Origin of the sequence: Nocardia sp. PE-7 (assembly GCF_030486425.1) — a bacterium.
Taxonomy (GTDB): Bacteria; Actinomycetota; Actinomycetes; order Mycobacteriales; family Mycobacteriaceae; genus Nocardia; species Nocardia salmonicida_A.
On the sequence record NZ_CP129614.1, the window covers coordinates 5,782,612 to 5,801,024 of the forward strand.

Consider the following 18,413-nt stretch of genomic DNA (forward strand, 5'->3'; position numbering starts at 1 on the left):
GCCCAAACAAACTCAGCCGAGCCGCGTCGATCACGGTGTGCGCACCAAACGGGCACTCACCCTCGCCGAGACAACCCGCCAACCATACCGCATAGCAATCCGCGATCTGAAACCGCCATGACCGCACTCCGAACCCCGCACCTGCGACCCCTAGGGAGCAGCGGCCACAAAGTGGCCGGTCGCGGCCGGGTCGCCGGTTAGCCGCCGGGGCGTACGCGACGAAGGAGCAAGCCCCGGTGGCTGACCGGCGGCCCCCAGGGGCCGCGACTCGAGCGCGCCAGCGCTCCAAAAACACAGAACAATTGATCCCCCCTGTGACCACCCCTTCAGCCCCTCGTACCCTGGAAAGGCTGCCCCCACCGAAAGGCTCCCCCTTGTCCGAGTCCGGAGAGAACGTCGCCCCCACCCCACGCGGGTTGCCCGCCGAGGTGGCCCGCCGGCGCACGTTCGCCGTGATCTCGCACCCCGACGCGGGTAAGTCGACGCTCACCGAAGCACTGGCGCTGCACGCGCGGATGATTTCCGAGGCGGGCGCGATCCACGGTAAGGCCGGCCGCAAGTCGACGGTGTCGGACTGGATGGAGATGGAGAAGGCGCGCGGTATCTCCGTGAGTTCGACCGCGCTGCAGTTCAACTACCGGGTCGCCGGGTCCGATGTCGACAATGTGATCAACCTGGTCGACACCCCCGGTCACTCCGATTTCTCCGAGGACACCTACCGGGTGCTCACGGCCGTCGACGCCGCGGTGATGCTGATCGACGCCGCCAAGGGCCTGGAACCGCAGACGCTCAAGCTGTTCCAGGTGTGTCGCCACCGTGGCATCCCGGTGATCACCGTCATCAACAAATGGGACCGGCCGGGTCAGGCCCCGCTGGAATTGCTCGACGAGATCAGCGAGCGGATCGGCCTCACGCCCACTCCCCTGTTCCTGCCGGTCGGCATCGCGGGCGATTTCCGTGGCCTGCTGCGCCGTGGGCCGGAGGGCGAGGCGAGCGAGTACATCCATTTCACCCGCACCGCGGGCGGCGCGACCATCGCACCCGAGGAATACCTGAATTCCACCGAAGCGCAAGCGCGCGAGGGCGAGGCGTGGACGACCGCGGCCGAGGAGAGCGAACTGCTCTCGGCGACCGGACAGGACCACGATCAGGAGATGTTCCTGGCAGGCCAGACCTCGCCGGTGATCTACGCCTCGGCCATGCTGAATTTCGGTGTGCGCCAACTGCTGGAGACGCTGGTGGAACTGGCGCCCGCGCCCGGCTCGCGTGCCGATGTGACGGGCAAGGAACGCACGACCGGTGACCCGTTCAGCGCGGTGGTGTTCAAGGTGCAGGCGGGGATGGATACCGCCCACCGCGACCGGCTGGCGTTCATGCGGATCGTGTCCGGCGAGTTCGAACGCGGCATGGTGGTGACCCACGCGCAGACCGGTCGCCCGTTCGCCACCAAGTACGCGCTGACGGTCTTCGGCCGCGAGCGCACCACGGTCGACACCGCCTATCCCGGCGATGTGGTCGGCCTGGTCAACGCCACCGCGCTCGCACCGGGCCACACGCTGTTCGTCGACAAGAAGGTGGAGTACCCGCCGATCCCGAGCTTCGCCCCCGAGCATTTCGCGACGCTGCGCGCGCAGAGCGCGGGCAAGTACAAGCAGTTCCGCAAGGCCATCGACCAGCTCGATTCCGAGGGCGTGGTGCAGGTGCTGCGCAACGACGCGCGCGGTGACGCCACCCCGGTGCTGGCCGCCGTGGGTCCGATGCAGTTCGAGGTCGTCACCGCCCGGATGCAGGGCGAGTTCAATGTCGAGACCCAGCTGGACTTCCTTCCCTTCACCCTGGCCCGGCGAACCGACGCGGAGTCGGCGCCCGAGCTGGATCGCCAGCGCGGCGTCGAGGTGTTCACCCGCACCGACGGCGTGGTCCTGGCGCTGTTCAGCGACAAGTGGCGGCTGCAGTACATCGAGAAGGAACACCCGAAGCTCACGCTGGAACCGCTGGTCGCGACCGCGGACTAGGGCTGTCTGGGTCGGCTGCTACGCGGCCGGTCCGGGATTGCGTTCCACCGAGGAGATGTGGTTCTCCTGCGCGATCATTCCCCAGCGGCTCGCGGTGAGACGCAGACTGGGCAGGTCGCTGAGCGAGAGCACCACCTCGTAGGTGCGCTCGTACCCGGTGTGCGAGATACGCCAGTGTCCGTCGTCGCAGCGCACGTAGCTGTCGGTGTAGAACGCGGCGCCGCGCAGGCACATGTTGTGTTCGGGGATGATCACCGTGTCGGCCAGGTACCAGGTACCGCTGGCGGTGTCACCGTCGACGTCTATCTCGGGGTGGTCGCAGCGGTGCTCGGTGATCACGTGCGGCCCCAGGGTGTTGCGCAGGAAGGCCAGGAAGGCTTCGCGTGACTCGAACTGCAGATATTCGCTGTAGGTGGCGGTGGCCTCGGGGATCAGCGTGTCGGCGAACTCGTCCCACGACTTGGTATCGAGGCTGCGCAGGTAGCGGTATTTCAGCCTGCTGATCGCGATGAGGTCGTCGGGGTGATCCGGCGGGCGCTCGATCGGTACGGGCTGTTCCTCGTCGTCCGGCAGTTCTGGCGCCATCCATGCCTCCCCCGAGTCCGACCCGGCGACCAACGGAGTGTCATCTCCGGGCAGTAACGGCGTAGGGCCTGTCCACGCGGACGCGACAGGTTCGTCGACGTGCACGTTCGGAGATTCCGGACCCTGCTCCATCTCTCCACGATCCCACCGGAAGCGGCTCGCCGCGCGTTCTGTATCAGATCGCTATCACTGCTGACACCGGAGTGTGACCTCCGGCGCCTGCCGTCCCGGCTGTCTGGGCTACCCGATGGTGAAGCAGGTCCGGCAGAAATCCTCACCGAATTCCGAGAGGCGAAGGCTCTTGCGCACGATCTTGGGCGCACGGCCCGCCTTCTTGAGCGCCTGCTCCACGACGGGCTGCACTTCCAGCACCATGTACCGGCTCAGCACGACCGGATCGTCGGAGGTGAGCGTGAGACCGAGTCGGTTGAGGTTGATCAGGTAGGACCGTGAGCGGTCCGGGTAGCGCACGCCCGCCTGCTCGGGGACCGAGGTCAGATCGCCCTGCACCAGCTCGGAGCCGATGCCGAGCGGTCGGTTGGTCCGCACGTCGACCGAGGGTTGCGGACCGTTGAGAGCCATGAACCGCAGGATGCGGGCCTCGTCGGGCGCGACCTCGTCGAGGATGCGGTCGTAGGCGGGGTGCACGTCCTCGGTGAAGTACACGTCCGCCGAGCGGGCCAACAGCGCGTCGCCGCGTCGCCGCAGGTCATCGGTGGTGGCTGATTGCAGGTACGGGCCGACCGTGATGGCCTGCTGCGATGCCCCGTTGGGCGTCGGCACATAGCTGACGATCTCGCGCACCGACCCCTCGGTGACGCCGAGTGCGCTGCGCGCGATGGAACGCAGGGCATTGCCGGTGCGCTCGGCGATATCGGCGGAGGATTCGCCGTCCAGCGCCGCCTGCGCCAGTTCCTTCGTGACCTCGTAGGTGGTGCCGACAGCCCACTGACTGCCGCGCACCGCGGTACCGGCGGCCAATCCGGCGGCGCGGAAAACGCCACGGATCAACCGTGCTTCATTGCTGATCTGTCGCTGCTCTACATCCGAGCTGCGCTCGACGGCGCGGGTACCGGCACGGGCCAGGTCCTGTCCGGTCCTGTCGTCTGTCACGTCCTACTCCGAAGTCTCGCCATGTGAACAGTCCTGCCACCGCGCCCCCTGTGCGCAAGTTTGTGGGCTGTCACCAAATGTGGTGGTGGTCATTGTTCCGACTTGCAAGGGTGAGTACGGCATTCGGGACAGGTTCTGTGACTGATGTCTCAGACACTACCCTGTGGTCTGACGCACGACGAATGGACCCAGTTCCTCAACTCACAGTAGGGTCACCTCGCCGCGGGGGTGATAAATTTTGGTTCTCGGTGAGGCGGTGGTCACCGGGTATCGGCAGGAGGGCGTGTCGTGTTGGAGAGTGTGTTCGGGTTACACCCGACACTCCTGCTAGAAATTGTGACAATTCCTCTTTTCACAGGAATTATCGGCTACATAACCAACTGGACCGGCATTCTCATGCTGTTCCAGCCGATTCAATTCCATGGAGTCCGACTGCCCGGTTTGCGGGCGGTCTTCCCCTTTCTGCCCAAGCGGATCCAGGTATTGCCGCTGCTCAGCTATGACGGCCGGATCGGCTGGCAGGGCATCGTGCCCTCGCGCGCCGACAAGATGGCCAGCATCGCGGTCGACAAGGGGCTGTCCAAGCTGGGCAGCGTCGCCGACTTCTATCGCGAGCTCGACCCGGAGAAGCTGGCCGAACATCTGGCCGAGGTGGCCGACGCGCAGATCCGCGACATCGTCGAGGTGATCCTGCGCCGCGAACACCCGCAGCTCTGGTACAACCTGCCCGTTCAGGTCAGGGAGATGATCCACCAGCGGGTGCGCTCGCAACTGCCCGAGATCCTGCGCGACCTCACCATGGAGCTCGGCGCCAATATCGACCAGCTGCTCGACGTGAAGCAGATGGTGATCCGCTACTTCCAGGCCCGACCGCAATTGCTCAACCAACTGTTCCAGGTGCTCGGCGCCAAAGAGCTGCGGTTCATGCAGAATTTCGGCTTCTACTTCGGTGCGCCCTGCGGGCTGCTGCTGGTGCTGGCGTTGCACACGACCGGGCTCTCGGCGCTGGTCGTGCTGCCGATCGGCGGGATCATCATCGGCTGGGTGGTGAACTGGATCGGCATCAATATGATCTTCGCGCCCGCCACGCCGAAGTGGTGGTGCCCATGGCGGCAGGGTCTGCTGATCAAGCGTCAGCCCGAAATCACCGCGGGGTACGCGGCATTGGTGTCCACCGAGGTCGTCACCGTGGCCAATATCGGCGACGAACTGCTCAACGGCCCGCGCTCGGACCGCACCCTGCAGATGCTGGAGGACACCCTGCGCCCGGCCGCCGACCGTGCGCTCGGGCCCGCGCGGCCCGCGGTGAAATTCATGCTCGGCAGCCGCGAATACGACACGCTGCAAACAACTCTCACCACGCAGGCCATGACGATCGCGCCCATGGCATTCGCCGACCCGGCGTTCAACGCTCAGCAGAGCAGGCAGGTCAACGACTACATCGCCCGGCAAATGTCCGCACTTTCGCCCCATGACTTCGTGGACATGCTGCGCTCGGCGATCAAACAGGACGAATGGTTACTTTTCGTCCATGGCGGTGTGCTGGGACTGCTCGCCGGATACGCTCACATCCTGGTCTTCGGAACAGGAGTAGCGACGACATGGATGTAGACGACGGGACCCCGTCCACCGACATGGTGCGACGGTCGGTACCGCCGCTCGAGGCATCAGGCGACAAGCGTGGCCTGCTGCCTGTCTCACCGGTGCGCACGGTCAGGGCGGCGACCGGTGTGGCGCGGGTCGCGCTGACCGCCGCCTCGGGGATGACGCTGTGGACCCTGGATACCGCGCTCGGGGTGACCGTCACGGTGGTGCGCGGCAGCATGGCGGGCACCCCACCCAACGAGGTGCTCGCCGAAGCGGAAACCGCAGTACGCGACCGGCTTCGGCACGCGCTCGGCCTGCCGACGAGCGCCGACCGCCGCGGCAACGACGGCACGCCGACCCTGCGCGAGCAGGGCGCCGAACTGCTTCGCCTGTCCGCCAGCACGCATGCCGCGCAGCCCGACACCCATCCGGCCTATCCCGGCATCCTCGCCGAGATCACGCCGGACGAGGCGCGGATTCTGCGATTCCTGCACGTCGACGGGCCGCAACCGGCCATCGATGTGCGCACCGGGCGTCAGCGGGCGTTCGGTGGCGAGCGGTTGATCAGCGGACTCACCATGCTGGGTGAGCATGCGGGCCTGCGGTTTCCGAACCGGGTGCCGCAGTACCTGCCCAACCTGCGCAGGCTCGGGCTCATCGAGTACACCCGCGACCCCGTCGGCAACCCGCACCGCTACCAGGTCATCGAGGCCCAGGAGCAGGTGCGGGAAGCGTTGCGGCGCCCCGGTTTCGGTACGAAGGTGACCTACCGCAGCATCCTGCTCACCGAATTCGGCGCCGACTTCGTCCAGACGTGTCTACCGGTCGTGATCAGCGACGGCAGGGAAACCGCGACCTAGTTCTCGCCGAGCTCCGCGAGTTCCATCCAGCGTTCTTCCGCCGCTTCCTTTTCCGCGACGACTTCTTTCAGCTCGGCGCCGAGCTTGATCAGCTTGTCCGGATCCGTCGCGGCGTCGGCCAGCGCCCTGTGGAGTTTCTGTTCGCGCTCGTCGAGCTTGGCGATGCTGCGTTCGACCTTCGACAATTCCTTGCGGGCGGCGCGCCTATCGGACGAATCCGTCGAGGTGCCACCGGTCTTCGCGGTGAGCGGCTTGGTGTTACCCGCCATGGCGGCGCGCTTGGCCAGGTAGGAGTCGATGCCACCGGGCAGGTTGGTGAGTTTGCCGTCGCCGAACAGGGCCCAGGTGGAGTCGCAGATCCGCTCGACCAGGTAGCGATCGTGGCTGATGACCACCAGTGTGCCCGCCCAGTTGTCGAGCAGGTCCTCGAGCTGCTGCAGGGTGTCGATGTCGAGGTCGTTGGTCGGCTCGTCGAGCAGCAGGACGTTCGGTTCGGCCATCAGAATGCGGGTCAGTTGCAGGCGACGGCGTTCACCACCGGAGAGGTCGCCGACCGGGGTGCGCTGGCGGGCCGGGGTGAACCCGAGCCGTTCGGCGAGCTGGCCGGCCGAGATCTCCTTGTCGCCGAGCATGATGCGCTGCGCGACCTGCTGCACGGCCTCGAGCACCCGCATATCGGTGGGCAGGTCGTCGAGTTCCTGACGCAACCAGCCGATCTGCACGGTCTGGCCCTGGATCCGCTTGCCCTTGGCGGGTTCGGTCTCCCCGGCCAGCGCGCGCAACAGCGTGGTCTTGCCCGACCCGTTGACGCCGACCAGGCCGACCCGCTCGCCCGGCGCGAGTCGCCAGGTGAGGTCGTCGACCAGCACACGGCCGTCGGGGGTCGCGAGCGCGGCGTCTTCGAGTTCGATCACCACGCGGCCGAGGCGCTTGCGCGCGAACGCGGCCAGCGAGACCGAGTCGCGCGGCGCGGGCACATCGGCGATCAGCGCCTCGGCGGCTTCGACGCGGTAGCGCGGCTTGGAGGTGCGGGCCTTGGCGCCGCGGCGCAGCCAGGCCAGTTCCTTGCGGGCCAGGTTCTGTCGACGCGATTCCGAGGCGTCAGCCTGACGTGCGCGTTCGGCGCGGGCGAAGATCCAGTCGCCGTAGCCGCCCTCGTAGACCTCCACCTTGCCGCCGACGACCTCCCAGGTGCGGTTGGCGACGGTGTCGAGGAACCAGCGATCGTGGGTGACGACGACGAGCGCGGTGCGACGAGCGACCAGGTGTTCGGCCAGCCACTGCACACCCTCGATGTCGAGGTGGTTGGTCGGCTCGTCGAGGACGAGCAGGTCCAGGTCGCGCACCAGCGCCGCGGCCAGGGCTACGCGGCGGCGTTCGCCACCGGAGAGGTTGGTGACCAGGGTGTCGAGCCCGAGGTCGGCGATGCCGATGCCCTCGAGGATCGAGCGCACGCGCGAATCGGCGGCCCACTGATGGTCGGCGATGTCGACGGTGGACAGATCATCGGAGAGCCCGGCGAACACGATCGAACCGATGCTCGCGCCCTCCGGGAGCACGCCGCGCTGGGTGACCACGGCCATCCGCAGCCCACCCACCCGGCTCACCCGGCCCTTGTCGGGCGGTTCCAGTCCGGTCAGAACCTCGAGCAGCGTGGTCTTACCGCCACCGTTGAGACCCACCACCCCGATCCGTTCCCCCGCGTGAATTCCGAGGGAGACGTCATCCAGCAACGGCTTGACGCCGAAGCTCTTGGAGACCTGTTCCAGGTTGATCAGGTTGGACATAGGTGTAGCCTGTTCCGCCTCCCCGCGACTTCTGGCCAGACTCAGGCGCGGGGAGGCGGTGCGTCGGCGGCCTACGTTGGATTGCTGGATCAGTGGGCCCGTCCCCGGCGAGTTACCCATGTCCATACGAGATCTGTTGCTTGCGATCATAGAGGACCGGCCGTCGGCCGCTCTGGCCCGCCACCGCGGCCGGGCCCATCAGCCCTTGGACGACGCCTCGGTATCGAGCACCCGCGCTCCCGAAACCGGCCCGCTCGCGGTGCGCACGCTGCGGCACACGCCCGCGCCCGCCAGTTCGGCGGCGACACCGATCGCGACTTCCTCGGATTCGCAGAGGAAGGCGCAGGTGGGGCCCGAGCCGGAGACCAGCCCGGCCAACGCGCCCGCGCCGACGCCCGCCCGCAGGGTGCGGCGCAGTTCCGGCTTCAGTGAGAGGGCCGCGGCCTGCAGGTCGTTGCCGAGCAGCGGCGCGAGGGTGTGCGGGTCGCCCGCGGCCAGTGCCTGCATGAGTTTTTGGGGGTCGCCGAGACGCGGAGGCTCACCTTCGGCGCGGAGGCGGTCGAGTTCACGGAAGACCGACGGGGTGGACAGGCCCTCCTTGGCCAACGCGAGGACCCAGTGAAAGGTGTTGCGCGACAGCACCGGAAGCAGGCGTTCGCCGCGACCGGTACCCAGCGCGGTGCCGCCGTGCAGCGCGAACGGGACGTCGCTGCCGAGTTCGGCGGCGATCGTGGACAGTTCGTCGCGGGCCAGGCCGAGGTCCCACAGCTCGTTCAGCCCGACCAGGGTCGCGGCCGCGTCGGCACTCCCGCCCGCCATACCGCCTGCCACCGGGATGCCCTTGGTGATGGAGATCTCGACCAGCGGGGCACGGCCTGCCAGGTGCGCCAGGCGGACCGCGGCCTTCCAGACCAGGTTGGTGCGGTCGGTGGGCACCTCGGTGGCGCCTTCGCCGGTGACCCGCACGGAGAGCGAGGCCGACGGGGCCAAGCGGAGGTCGTCGGCGAGGGACAATGCCTGGAAGACGGTGGTCAGGTCGTGGTATCCATCCGGACGCAGATCAGCGACTCCGAGATGCAGGTTCACCTTCGACGGAGCTCGCACGACGACCGGGCTGGGCACAACTGACAGCACGATCACCAAGCGTAATAGGTTCGGCCGACTAGTACGCACGTCGAACACCCGCCGCTCATGCAAAGGGTTGCGCTAGGTACCCATGGGGGGTATGTTCGATCGTGTCGGGGACATACCCCTGGACCGTATGTTCGAAGCGAAGGAGTCGGCCATGGCCACCACCACTTACACCGTCACGGGGATGACCTGCGGGCATTGCGCGAGCTCGGTCAAGCAGGAGATCGGCAAGATCGACGGCGTCACCAGTGTGGATGTCGACCTCGCCAGCGGTCTCGTTCGCGTGGACAGCGCGGGCGAACTGACCGAGACCGAGGTGGCCGCCGCGGTCGACGAAGCGGGCTACGCGCTCAGCGCCTGATTTCCGCGCCGCCGGTGCACGGCCGACCAGCCGTTCACCGGCGGTTCACCCCCGTCGCGCGACCCGGGGAATCATCCACAATGTCATCCACATCCGTCCCCGGACGTGGTGAGACACGAATTCCGGGGTGCGACCGGCAACGCCACCCGCCGACCATGATCAACTCCGGACCCAGCGAAAACCTGTTATCCACAAGCGCTTTCACAGGAACCACCCGACCCGCGTCGATGAACGGCCGGTGTACTGCGGGTTCCCCTGCGAGAAGCCACGATTCGCGGACCTAAGTCGTCGCCGCCAACCGGACGAACGCCGCGGTTTCGAGGGTCTCCCCCCGTGCCGTCGGATCGATACCCGCGGCGACGAGCCTGCGCTCCGCCTCGACGGGCGAGCCCGCCCATCCGGACAGCGCCGCCCGCAACGTCTTTCGCCGCTGCGCGAACGCCGCGTCGATCACCTCGAACACCCGGCGGCGATGCGCCTCGTCCATCGGCCACGGCGGTTCGACATAGCGGTCGATGCGCACCAGTCCCGATTCGACCCGCGGCACCGGCCAGAAGACCTGCGTCCCCACATGGCCCGCACGACGGACTTTGCCGAAGAAACCCGCCTTGACGCTCGGCACCCCGTACACCCGATTACCGGGCTCGGCTGCCAGCCGGTCGGCCACCTCGGCCTGGACCATCACCAGCGACACCATGATGCTCGGCAACGTCGCGAGCAGGTGCAACAGCACGGGCACGGCCACGTTGTACGGCAGGTTCGCCACCAGCGCGGTCGGCACGGCGGGCAACTGCTCCGGGCGCACCCGCAGCGCGTCGGCCTCGACCACCCGCAGACGATCGACCAGGCCGGGCGCCCGGTCGGCGACGGTCTCGGGCAGGTAGTTGGCCAGTACGGGGTCGATTTCGACGGCGACCACCTGATCGACCACGTCGAGCAGCGCCAGCGTCAGCGAGCCGAGACCGGGCCCGACCTCGAGCACGGTGTCGTCCGCACCGACACCGGCCGCGGACACGATGCGACGCACGGTATTGCCGTCGTGCACGAAGTTCTGTCCGAGTTGCTTGGTCGGTCGGACGCCGAAACGTTCGGCCAGCGTCCGGACCTCGACGGGACCGAGCAATGCGGCACGGCTACCTCGAGCGGATTTCTCTGGTTCGGACACCGCTAGAACCTACCAACCTCGCCGCTGCGGCAGCTCAGCGCTGTGTCGGGACGACGTTGACGCGCGCGAGGAAACCGTCGATGGCGGCGAGCTGCTCGGGCGAGACCGAGCCGTGCTGTCCGTTGCCGAGGACCACCTGCTGATCGACGCCGTTGGCCGCGAGCTGGGCAACCAGCGCCGCGTGCAGCGGGGACGGCACGACCGTGTCGGCGACGTTCATGGACAACAGGATCGGGGCATCGTAACCACTGGTCGGCAGCATCATGTAGGCCGCGAGCGGATCGCGCAGCGGAGCGAGCGGGCGGGCCAGCAGGTCGGCGGAGGTGACGCCCTTGGTCGACGCGAAGATCTCGTCCAGGCACTGACTGCCCGCGGCGTCGACGATTTCCTTGCCGCGCGGAGTCACGTAGGAGTCGATGTCGAGCGCGGGGTCGGTGGCGCGCAGACCGGCCAGGATGCTGACGATGAACGAGGTGGTGGCGCTGGACAGCCCCGGCACCATCGGCGTCGTCGGGCTGACGAACGGCAGGATCTTCTCCACGTCCGAGGCTGGGTCGATCGCGGCGACACCACGGAAGTCGAGCTCAGGGGAGTACTCAGCCTGCACGTGCGCCGCGCTCAGCGCCGCGTGACCACCCTGTGAAACGCCGAGCACGCTCCAGGTGCGCGAGAGGTCGGGGTTGGCGGCGCGGGCAGCACGGACCAGATCGATCGTCGCAGTCGCCTCGCTGCGCACCTCGAGGTACGGGTGCGGGCCGGTGTCGAATCGGCCGAGGCCGAGGTAATCGGGCGCGACGACGGCGAAGCCCTGGTCGACGAACCGCTTCAGCAGCCGGTCCTCGCTCCCGCGCTGCTGTGGGAAGGGCGCGCTCTCCGGATCGGCCTGACCACCGCAACCCGGGCCGGAGCCCGAGGTGCCGTGGTCGTAGGCCAGAATCGGCCAGCCGCCGACCGGTGCGTCACCTTCGGGGAGGAACATCGCGCCGCTGGCCGGGCGCTGGACGCCAGCCGAGTCGGTCATCCAGTATTCGACCGAGGAGCCCCTGTCGAGCCCGTGCCAGCCCGCGGGCTCGGCCTGCACCGAGATGAGTGAACCGGGGGTCTCGGCCGTCGCCGGGGTGAAGCCGGCGGCCGTGAACGCGCTCGCGGCCAGCGCGGCGACAACGGCCGCCCGAATCGGATTCTTCAGCACAGTTCGGTCTCTCTACCAGGCAATCAAGATTTTGGACGAGTGTACAGATCAACGGCCGTCGGGACCCCGCATGACAGAGAACCCTTAACCTGCGACGACTCGACCCAAGAACTCGTCGATCGCGGCCCACATCGCCGGATTCAGCTCGCAGTGGCTGCCCGTGCCGACCACCGGCGTGTAGTTCACGCCGCCCGCGGTGAACTGCGCGGCCAGCGCCGCGTGCAGCGGCGAGGGCACCGTGCGGTCGGTGGCGTTGACCAGCAGCAGGATCGGCGCGTCGTACCCGCTGGTCGGGACGGTCATGTAGTCGGCCATCACCGAGCGCAACGGCTCGTCGCCGAGCGAGCGGCTGAGCATCTCACCCAGCGTGAGATCGGCGACCCGGTCGTCGATGGCGTCGGAGCACAGGGCGCCGATCTCGTCGATCACCTGCCGGCCGAGCGGGCTCAGGTAACTGTCGACCTGTGCGTCGGGGCGAGCGGCTCGCAGTCCGGCCAGAATGCTGGCCGAGAACCCCAGGATTCCGCCGCTGAGGCGATCGGGGTTGCCCGGCCCGAGCAGCGTGGCCACCTTCTCCACGTCCGACTCCGGGTCGATCGCGATGGTGCCGCGGAAGTCCAGCTCCGGCGCGTAGCTCACCTGCCGATGCGCGGTGCCGAGCGCGGCCTGCCCACCCTGCGACATTCCCGTCGCCACCCAGACCGGCGACAGATCATCACGCACAGCATGCGCGGCCCGGAGCATATCGATCGTGGCGGTGGCCTCGGTGTCGATCCCGAGGTACGGATGCGGACCGGTGTCGAATCTGCCGAGACCCAGATAATCCGGCGCCACGACAGCGAACCCCTTCGACACCAGATGCCGCAGGAACACGTCCTGGCCCGCTTGCGCTTGCGGCCACGGCGCACCCGCCGGGTCCGACTGGCCGCCACAGCCCGCGCCGAGTCCCGTGGTGCCGTGGTCGTAGGTGGCGACGGGCCAACCACCCGCGGGCGCGACCCCGGTCGGCAGGTACAGCGCGCCACTCGCGGGCTGCGGCACGCCCCCCACGCCCCGCGTCCAGTAGTCGATGACCTGAGCCCCCGACATCCCATGGAACCCGTCGCCCTGTGGAACAACCGCGATCACCGTTCCCGGCGCGTCCGCGTGCGCCACCGTCACCGGCGCGCACACCCCGACCCCCGCCGACAGCACCACCGTGGCAATCGCACGCCACCAGGCCGAAACCGTAGACATCCCAACCACCCGTCGACTCGTTCAACGACCCGACTCCACCGCACGAGCACAGCAGACTCGGCGAAACGAGAGCACTGTACGGCAGTTTCGCCTCTCCGGGTGTTCAGCGTGCCGTCCGGGAGCTCGATAGTTGGTTCTCGGCCTTGCGTCAGGTGCGCACCGGATGGGAGGTGGCTGGGGAGTCAGCCCTGTTCTTGCGAAATCAGCCGATGCCCAACCGTCCGGTGCACGCAGGCCACGCACCCCAGCCCTGCCGCGCCCTGGTCACCTCGGCGATCGCGATCTGTTCTTCCCGACTCGCCAGATCGGCGCGCGGCGCGTACTTCAACCCGCCCTGTCGTTCCCAGGTGCTCTGATCGAACTGGATGCCGCCGTAATAACCGTTGCCGGTGTTGATCGCCCAGTTCCCCGTCGACTCGCACTTGGCCAACGCGTCCCACACAGCGCCGTCGCGCACCGGCGGCACCTCGGTGCCCGGCTTGGCGCCCTTACGAATCGTCTTGGGCTGCGCGGGCGTGATCACATTCGAATTCACCTGCACGCGTGAGGCTTCTACGCCGTTGACCATCCGCACCGCGAACGTCGCCTCGTGCAGACCGGGCATGCCCGGGTTCTCGACCACGGTGCGGCTCATGTTCATGGTCACGTCCTCGATCACCGTTTCGACGGGATCGAGGGGAAGGGTTTCGGTGCGCTGTTCGGTGTGCTGACGCGTGACGACGACCCGCATGCCCTCGGCGAGCGGCGTCGTCGCGGCGGGCTCGGTGAAGTCCTCGTCCTTGAGCGGAACGCCCGCGGCAGTGAGGAATTCACCGATGGTCGCGGCCGCGAGGCGCAGATCGATCGGGGCGGCGCCGCCGTCGACCAGCGAGATATTGCGCGGGGTGTACACGCTCAGCGCCGCACCGGCGAGGGGCAGCTTCTCGGTGCGAGACGGCAATACGTGGGTGTCGGACGGGATCTGCATCGACGCGAGCGCGTCGCCCGCGGTGGTGCCGGTGGTCCACACCGTGCGCTCGACACCGTCGACGGTGACCGTGATCTCGCGGCCGCGGTTGAAGGTGATCGTGGCGCCGTCGCCGACCTTGGCGCTCGCGGCGGGGATCACCTCGTCGTGTTCGCCGATCTCGTAGCCCGCATCGGCCAGAATGGCGCGCACATCGCGCGACATCGTCGAGAGCTCGGTCTGTTCGCCGTCGATGACCAGCGCCACCGTCTTGTGGTTCACGATCGCCAGCGAGGCGCCGACGAGAAGAATCAGCAGCATGGCCGCCACCGCTGCGAACAGCAGCGGCGAGCGTGACGAGTTGATCCGCGCAAAAGCTGACATGATTACAGGACGATAACGACGAGGTGCGCGGTAGACAACACCAGGCCGCCCGAACAGCGGGATCGTAGATCACAATTCGATATAGACAGCGCTGGTAGATAACAACGTGGGCGTACGAATGTGAGCCGACTCACGTTTAATGTCCAGCCCCCTGCCGAACAGACGAAACGGACTATCGAATCCGATACAGCCTGCGCGCGTTGGCGGTGGTGATCTCCGCCAGCGCCTGCGGATCCTGTTCACGCGCCTCGGCCAGCGCGCGCACCGTGTACGGCAGGCAGTACGACTCGTTCGGCGCACCGCGATACGGGTGCGGGGTCAGATACGGCGCGTCGGTCTCCACCAGGATCTGGTCGTCGGGCACCAGCTTGGCGGCCTCTCGAAGTTCGTGCGCGTTCTTGAAACTCACGGTGCCGGAGAAGCTCAGCACGTACCCCTCCGCCACACATGCCTCGGCCATCGTGGCGTCGGAGGAGAAGCAGTGGAAGATCACCGTGTCCGGCGCGCCCTCGTCGAGCAGCACTGTGAGCAGGTCGTGGTCGGCTTCGCGGTTGTGGATCATCAGCGGTTTGCGCACGCGTTTGGCGAGGTCGATGTGCCAGCGGAAACCCTCGATCTGGGTCTCGACGTCGGCGCAACCGTCGAGCTTGCCCGGCCAGTAGTAGTCCAGGCCGGTCTCACCGACCGCGACCACGCGCGGATCGGTGGCGAGGTGCTCGAGCTCGGCCTTGGCCTTGTCGTCGAGGGCATCGGCCCGGGTGGGATGCAACGCGACGGCGGCGTACACCCGCGGATCCCACTGCGCCGCCCGCACCGCCCACTGCGCGGCCGCGAGATCGTCGGCCACGGTCACCACGTGCCCGACACCGGCCGAGGCGGCGCGGTCCACGATGGCCGTGGTCGACGCGGCATCGGTTGCGCCACAGGCATCGAGGTGGGTATGCGCGTCGATCAGGGGCGCTAGCGGCGTCGGAACAGGCGGAGCCGGACGATTCGTATTTGCCACCCGGATTACAGTAATGGGCATCATGAGTGCAGCCGAAGGCGCCGAGGCGCCCGCCTTCTACGTCACGACGGCCATCGCATACCCCAACGGTGTGCCGCATATGGGCCACGCGTACGAGTACATCTCCACCGACGCGATCGCCCGCTTCAAGCGACTCGACGGTTACGACGTGTTCTTCATGACCGGCACCGACGAGCACGGTCAAAAGATGCAGCAGACCGCCGCCACCGAAGGCATCCCGGTGCAGGAACTCGCGGCCCGCAACTCCGACGTCTTCGAGGCGATGGACAAGGCGCTCGACATCTCGTTCGACCGCTTCATCCGCACCACCGATGACGACCACATGGCCGCGAGCGTCGCCATCTGGGAACGGATGCTCGCCAACGGCGACATCTACCTCGACAACTACTCGGGTTGGTACTCGGTGCGCGACGAGGCTTTCTACAACGAGGACGAGACCACCCTCCTCGCCGACGGCACCCGCGAGTCCACCGAGACCAAGACCCCGGTCACCTGGTCCGAGGAGTCGAACTACTTCTTCAAGCTCTCGGAGTATCAGGACAAGCTCCTCGCCCTCTACGAGGAGCGGCCCGAATTCATCGCACCCTCGACGCGGCGCAACGAGATCGTCAGCTACGTCAAGTCCGGGCTGAAGGACCTGTCGATCTCGCGCACCACCTTCGACTGGGGTGTTCCGGTCCCCGGCGCGCCCGACCACGTGATGTACGTGTGGGTCGACGCGCTCACCAATTACTTGACCGGCGTGGGCTTTCCGAACACCGACTCCGCCGCGTTCCAGAAGCACTGGCCTGCCAACCTGCACATCATCGGCAAGGACATCACCAAGTTCCACACGGTGTACTGGCCCGCGTTCCTGATGTCGGCCGGGATCGCGCTGCCGGACCGGGTGTTCGTGCACGGGTTCTTGTACAACAAGGGCGAGAAGATGTCGAAGTCGACGGGCAATGTCGTCGACCCGCTCTCGCTGGTGTCCACCTACGGCCTCGACCAGGTGCGTTTCTTCCTGCTGCGCGAGATCTCCTACGGCCAGGACGGCAGCTACAGCAACGACGCCATCGCGGGCCGGATCAACAGCGACCTGGCCAACGAGTTCGGCAACCTGATCCAGCGCAGCCTGACCATGGTCAACAAGAACTGCGACGCCAAGTCCCCCACGCCCGGCGAGTTCACCGACGAAGACCGTGCGCTGCTCGACCGCGCGAACGGGCTGCTCGCCAAGTGCCGCGCCGAGTTCGACGTCCAGCAGATGCACCTCGCCCTGGAAGCCATCTGGCTCACCCTCGGCGAAACCAACCGCTACTTCTCCGCCAACGCCCCTTGGGCACTGCGCAAGTCGGGCACCGAAGAGGACCTGGCCCGCATGGCGACGGTCCTCTACGTCACCCTCGAGGTGGTGCGCATCGTCGCGATCCTGGTCCAGCCGGTGATGCCCGGCTCCGCGGCCAAGATCCTGGACCTGCTCGCCCAGGACGGCCGCACCTTCGCCGATATCGCGACACCCCTGGCCCCCGGCCTCGACCTGCCCGCGCCGGAACCGATCTTCCCGCGCTACATCGAGCCCAAGGAATAGTCGAACGAGCTGTGGCGCACGGCCTTTCGCCGTGCGCCACAGCTATGTCCGGGTTCGGGTCATTTCCAGGCGGCCAGCAGGTTGGTCGCTTCGGCGCCCAGCGCGGCCTGCAGGAACGGGCCGAAGCTGATGCGGGCTACGCCGAGGTCGGCGAAGTAGTCCTTGGCCGGGGCGCCCGGCTGACCGATCGCGTTGACCGGCAACGGCAGCTCGGTGGTGAGCCGGCGCAGATCGGCGTCGGCGTGCTTGCCCACGGGGTAGAGAACGTCGGCGCCCGCTTCGGCGGCCAGGGTCAGCCGGGAGATCGCACGGTCGACGCGGTCGGCCTCGTCGCCGTCTTGACGCAAGAACAGGTCGGTGCGGGCGTTGACCACGACATGCACGCCCGCCGCGTCGGCGGCTTCGCGCAGACCGCGGACCAGGTCGGCGTGTTCGGCCGGTGATCGCAGCCGCTTGCCCTCGCTGTGGACCGTGTCCTCGATATTGAGGCCGACGGCGCCCGCGGCGAGCAGGCCGTCGATGAGCTGCAGCGGTTCGAGGCCGTAGCCGGATTCGATGTCGACCGAGACCGGGAGCTCGACGGATCCGGTGACCTGGGTGACGCGGGCGAGGAGCTCATCGAAGCTCATGCCCTCGCCGTCGGCGCGTCCGATCGAGTCGGCGACCGGATGGCTGCCCATGGTCAATCCCGAAAAACCAGCGGCCACAGCGACATTCGCCGACCACGCGTCCCACACCGTCGGCAGCACCACCGGATTTCCCGGACGGTGCAGTTCGAGCAGAGCCTTCGCCTTGGCATCCAGAGAAGTCATACCCGCGATGATGCCCCAGGCATCCGACAAGAGCTAGACGCAGCCGGATTTGGGCGGGCAGTTCAGCTGCACATCGAGCACGCGCGCGCCGGGCCCCTCCGCGCCGAGGCGGTCGTGCTCGTTGACGAGCTTGCACGAGCCGAGCGAGAGGCAGCCGCAGCCGATGCAGCCGGTCAGGTTGTCGCGCAGGCGCACCAACTGGGTGATGCGATCGTCGAGATCTTCGCGCCACGTGGTCGACAGTGTCTCCCAGTCGCGGCGGGTGGGCGTGCGCCCCTCGGGAAGACGATCCAGTGCCGAACGGATCTCGCTGAGCGGGATCCCCACCCGCTGCGAGATGCGAATGAAGGCGACCCGGCGCAATGTCTCGCGAGAATATCGACGTTGATTACCACTGGTTCGACGGCTCGATATGAGACCTTCGCGTTCGTAGAAGTGCAACGCGGACACTGCAACTCCACTACGATCGGAAAGCTGCCCGGGGGTCAGCTCCTTCGTTTGCCAATCGGCCATCGTCATCTATAGCTCCTCCCACTACCACCTAAACAATACTTCAGGTATTCGTGTCGTGTACGAAAAATGGGCGGAACACATGTCAGGGGTGCGCACACCGTGGCCGAACCCAGCGCGTTGCGGCTCGCA

Annotated in this window: 16 protein-coding genes; 5 read left to right on the top strand and 11 right to left on the bottom strand. The window is 67.4% G+C overall.

What is annotated here, in order from left to right; genetic code table 11:
• Nucleotides 1-374: 374 nt before the first annotated feature.
• Entirely contained in the window at nt 375-2,015 is a 1,641-nt protein-coding gene (locus tag QX204_RS27215; RefSeq protein ID WP_301903387.1) for a peptide chain release factor 3, read from the top strand.
• An 18-nt stretch (nt 2,016-2,033) separates the two neighbouring features.
• Here QX204_RS27215 and QX204_RS27220 read toward each other — a convergent pair whose 3' ends face one another.
• Both QX204_RS27220 and QX204_RS27225 read right to left on the bottom strand, forming a co-directional pair.
• Entirely contained in the window at nt 2,034-2,600 is a 567-nt protein-coding gene (locus tag QX204_RS27220; RefSeq protein WP_301903388.1) for a nuclear transport factor 2 family protein, read from the bottom strand.
• Nucleotides 2,601-2,840: 240 nt separating this feature from the next.
• Nucleotides 2,841-3,713: an Abi-alpha family protein gene (locus QX204_RS27225; RefSeq protein ID WP_082843540.1), complete on the bottom strand. Its 873-nt coding sequence runs from the start codon at nt 3,711-3,713 to the stop codon at nt 2,841-2,843.
• Nucleotides 3,714-4,049: 336 nt separating this feature from the next.
• On the opposite strand from QX204_RS27225, the gene QX204_RS27230 reads away from it, so the two are divergent.
• Together QX204_RS27230 and QX204_RS27235 are read left to right on the top strand one after the other, a co-directional pair.
• Complete coding sequence (locus QX204_RS27230; RefSeq protein WP_301903390.1) at nt 4,050-5,324, top strand: DUF445 domain-containing protein; 1,275 nt, start codon at nt 4,050-4,052, stop codon at nt 5,322-5,324.
• Nucleotides 5,315-6,160, top strand: a complete 846-nt coding sequence (locus QX204_RS27235) for an Abi-alpha family protein (RefSeq protein ID WP_301903391.1) — start codon at nt 5,315-5,317, stop codon at nt 6,158-6,160. The genes QX204_RS27230 and QX204_RS27235 overlap by 10 nt, the downstream gene beginning before the upstream one ends.
• Here QX204_RS27235 and QX204_RS27240 read toward each other — a convergent pair.
• Together QX204_RS27240 and QX204_RS27245 are read right to left on the bottom strand one after the other, a co-directional pair.
• Nucleotides 6,157-7,947 carry an ABC-F family ATP-binding cassette domain-containing protein gene (locus QX204_RS27240; RefSeq protein WP_301903392.1) on the bottom strand — a complete coding sequence of 597 codons (1,791 nt, stop codon included), beginning with the start codon at nt 7,945-7,947 and terminating at the stop codon, nt 6,157-6,159. The two genes, QX204_RS27235 and QX204_RS27240, sit on opposite strands and share 4 nt — an antisense overlap.
• Nucleotides 7,948-8,145: 198 nt before the next feature.
• Nucleotides 8,146-9,081, bottom strand: coding sequence for a 4-(cytidine 5'-diphospho)-2-C-methyl-D-erythritol kinase (locus QX204_RS27245; protein ID WP_301903394.1), 936 nt, complete (start codon nt 9,079-9,081; stop codon nt 8,146-8,148).
• 151 nt (nt 9,082-9,232) lie between these two features.
• Here QX204_RS27245 and QX204_RS27250 point away from each other — a divergent pair, with 151 nt between their 5' ends.
• The gene (locus QX204_RS27250) at nt 9,233-9,439 is read left to right on the top strand and encodes a heavy-metal-associated domain-containing protein (protein WP_301903395.1); all 207 of its coding nucleotides are present in this window, start codon (nt 9,233-9,235) and stop codon (nt 9,437-9,439) included.
• Nucleotides 9,440-9,719: 280 nt separating this feature from the next.
• On the opposite strand, the gene rsmA is transcribed toward QX204_RS27250, so the two are convergent.
• The 5 genes from rsmA to QX204_RS27275 all read right to left on the bottom strand — a co-directional run bounded on the left by rsmA (nt 9,720) and on the right by QX204_RS27275 (nt 15,368).
• Nucleotides 9,720-10,604, bottom strand: coding sequence for a 16S rRNA (adenine(1518)-N(6)/adenine(1519)-N(6))-dimethyltransferase RsmA (gene rsmA, locus QX204_RS27255; RefSeq protein WP_301903397.1), 885 nt, complete (start codon nt 10,602-10,604; stop codon nt 9,720-9,722).
• Nucleotides 10,605-10,638: 34 nt separating this feature from the next.
• Complete coding sequence (locus tag QX204_RS27260; protein WP_301903399.1) at nt 10,639-11,796, bottom strand: lipase family protein; 1,158 nt, start codon at nt 11,794-11,796, stop codon at nt 10,639-10,641.
• An 84-nt stretch (nt 11,797-11,880) separates the two neighbouring features.
• Nucleotides 11,881-13,032 carry an alpha/beta fold hydrolase gene (locus QX204_RS27265; RefSeq protein ID WP_301903401.1) on the bottom strand — a complete coding sequence of 384 codons (1,152 nt, stop codon included), beginning with the start codon at nt 13,030-13,032 and terminating at the stop codon, nt 11,881-11,883.
• 202 nt (nt 13,033-13,234) lie between these two features.
• Nucleotides 13,235-14,362 carry a resuscitation-promoting factor gene (locus QX204_RS27270; RefSeq protein ID WP_301903402.1) on the bottom strand — a complete coding sequence of 376 codons (1,128 nt, stop codon included), beginning with the start codon at nt 14,360-14,362 and terminating at the stop codon, nt 13,235-13,237.
• 172 nt (nt 14,363-14,534) lie between these two features.
• Complete coding sequence (locus QX204_RS27275; RefSeq protein ID WP_301903405.1) at nt 14,535-15,368, bottom strand: TatD family hydrolase; 834 nt, start codon at nt 15,366-15,368, stop codon at nt 14,535-14,537.
• A 22-nt stretch (nt 15,369-15,390) separates the two neighbouring features.
• Here QX204_RS27275 and metG point away from each other — a divergent pair, with 22 nt between their 5' ends.
• On the top strand, nt 15,391-16,959 hold the full coding sequence (gene metG / locus QX204_RS27280) for a methionine--tRNA ligase (protein WP_301903407.1): 1,569 nt from the start codon (nt 15,391-15,393) through the stop codon (nt 16,957-16,959).
• A gap of 59 nt (nt 16,960-17,018) precedes the next feature.
• On the opposite strand, the gene QX204_RS27285 is transcribed toward metG, so the two are convergent.
• Nucleotides 17,019-17,771: an isocitrate lyase/PEP mutase family protein gene (locus QX204_RS27285; RefSeq protein ID WP_301903408.1), complete on the bottom strand. Its 753-nt coding sequence runs from the start codon at nt 17,769-17,771 to the stop codon at nt 17,019-17,021.
• A gap of 33 nt (nt 17,772-17,804) precedes the next feature.
• On the bottom strand, nt 17,805-18,290 hold the full coding sequence (gene soxR, locus QX204_RS27290; protein ID WP_056813892.1) for a redox-sensitive transcriptional activator SoxR: 486 nt from the start codon (nt 18,288-18,290) through the stop codon (nt 17,805-17,807).
• Nucleotides 18,291-18,413 lie beyond the last annotated feature (123 nt).